This is a genomic window from Acidisphaera rubrifaciens HS-AP3 (assembly GCF_000964365.1).
Lineage (GTDB): Bacteria > Pseudomonadota > Alphaproteobacteria > Acetobacterales > Acetobacteraceae > Acidisphaera > Acidisphaera rubrifaciens.
Genome location: NZ_BANB01000196.1, coordinates 1 through 2,175 on the forward strand (window position 1 = coordinate 1; position 2,175 = coordinate 2,175).

Genomic DNA, 2,175 nt, shown 5'->3' on the forward strand with positions numbered 1-2,175 from the left:
CGGGCGGAACAGGCGCTCCGGACTGAAACGGCCGGCGGTGAGGCGGTGGGCTTGGATCATGCTGCGGCGCAGCATAGACCCGGCGGCGCGGCCGGTCGATGCCGGCCCGGCCGGGGGGCCGGGCGGCGGGACGAAGGGGCGGCGGCGCCGCTAGAGGTCAAGCTTCAGCAGGGCACCCAGTTCGCCGATGATGCCCCGCCGGAACAGCAGCACGCAGACGATGAACACCGCCCCCTGTGTCACCGTGACCCAGGCGCCGAACGGGGCGAGGTAATTCTCCATCGCCTTGACCAGCAGCGCGCCGGTGACGGGGCCGAAGATGGTGCCGAGGCCGCCGAGCAGCGTCATCAGCACGACGTCGCCCGAGGTGGTATAGAGCACGTCCGTCAGGGTCGCGATGCCGAACACCAGCGCCTTCAGCCCGCCTGCGACGCCCGCGAGGCCGGCGGAGAGGACGAAGGCGATCAGCTTGTAATCGTCCGTGCGGTAGCCGAGCGAGGTGGCGCGCGGCTCGTTCTCGCGGATGGATTTGAGCACCCAGCCGAACGGCGAGTGCACGATGCGGTGGATCAGCAGGAAGCCCGCGAGGAAGATCACGGCAACGAAGATATACATCGCGCGGTCGTCGTTGAGGCTGATGACGCCGAACAGCGGCGCGCGGGGCACCTGCTGGATGCCGTCCTCGCCGCCGGTGAACGGCGCCTCGACGCAGAAGAAATACACCATCTGCGCCAGCGCCAGCGTGATCATGGCGAAATAGATCCCCTGTCGCCGTATCGCCAGCCAGCCGAGCACGAGGCCGAGGCCGGCGCCGGTCAGGCCGCCGAGCAGCAGCGACAGCTCCGCCGACAGGCCCCACGTCTTGGCGGTCCAGGCGGTGACATAGGCGCCCATGCCGAAGAACGCGGCGTGGCCGAAGGACAGCAGCCCGACATAGCCGATCAGCAGGTTGAACGCGCAGGCGAACAGCGCCGCCGCCAGCACGTTCATCAGGAACACCGGATAGAGCACCAGCGGCGCCACGACGATGGCGACGACCAGCACCAGCAGGCCCACGAGCTGCGGGCGGGTGTAGCCGCCGCGCCCGGCGCGCGCGGCGGTGCCGGTGGCGGAGGAGGTGATGACGCTCATTGCTCAGGCCGCCTTTCCGAACAGGCCGCGCGGCTTGGCCAGCAGGATGATCACCATGACCAGGAAGATGACCGCGCCGGAGCCCTCGGGATAGAGCACCTTGGTCAGACCCTCGATCACGCCGAGCATGAAGCCGGTGATGACCGAGCCGATGATCGAGCCCATGCCGCCGATCACCACCACGGCGAACACCACGTTGATGATGCTCGATCCCATGTTCGGGTTGACGGAGTAGATCGGCGCCGCGAGCACGCCCGCCAGCGCGGCGAGCGCGACGCCGCCGGCATAGGTCAGGGTGATCAGGCGCGGCACGTTGACGCCGAAGGCCTGCACCAGCGCCGGATTTTCCGTCGCCGCTCGCAGCCGCGCGCCGAGCGACGTTTTCTCGATCAGGATCCAGGTGGCAAGGCAGACCACGAGCGCCACCGCCACCACCCAGCCGCGGTAGTTCGGCATGTACATGAAGCCGAGATTGGTCGCCCCCTCCAGCGCCGCGGGCGGCGAATAGGGCATGCCGGAGCTGCCGTAGGCGTTGCGGAACAGCCCCTCGATCACCAGCGCGAGGCCGAAGGTCAGCAGCAGGCCATAGAGGTGGTCGAGCTTGTAGAGCCGGCTGATCACCGTCTTCTCCAGCAGCAGGCCGAGGAAGCCGACGATCAGCGGCGCCAGGATCAGCGACGGGAAGTAGCCGATGCCCAGGTAATTCGCGAGCATCCAGGTAGCGAAGGCGCCCATCATGAACATCGCGCCGTGCGCGAAGTTGATGATGTTGAGCATGCCGAAGATGATCGCGAGGCCGAGCGAAAGCATCGCATAGAAGGCGCCGTTCTGCAGGCCCAGCACCAGCTGGCTGAGCCAGGCCGCGAGCGGCCGGCCAAGGATCATCATCATCGCGTCAGCTCTTGATCATCTTGCAGTGTTCCCCCGCGAGCGGCGGGGCCGCCTCGTCCGCCGGCGTCGTCGCCTTGAGCGTGTAGTAGTCCCACTGCCCCTTGCTCTCCGACGGTTTCTTCACCTCGAACAGATAGGCCGGGCACAGCAGGC

The 2,175-nt window shown here is 67.7% G+C and carries 2 protein-coding genes; both read right to left on the reverse strand.

The features are described from left to right. Window positions 1-150 precede the first annotated feature (150 nt). Complete coding sequence (locus B8460_RS07020; protein ID WP_052945161.1) at window positions 151-1,131, reverse strand: branched-chain amino acid ABC transporter permease; 981 nt, start codon at window positions 1,129-1,131, stop codon at window positions 151-153. Window positions 1,132-1,134: 3 nt separating this feature from the next. Continuing rightward, window positions 1,135-2,022, reverse strand: coding sequence for a branched-chain amino acid ABC transporter permease (locus B8460_RS07025; protein ID WP_048860870.1), 888 nt, complete (start codon window positions 2,020-2,022; stop codon window positions 1,135-1,137). Window positions 2,023-2,175 lie beyond the last annotated feature (153 nt).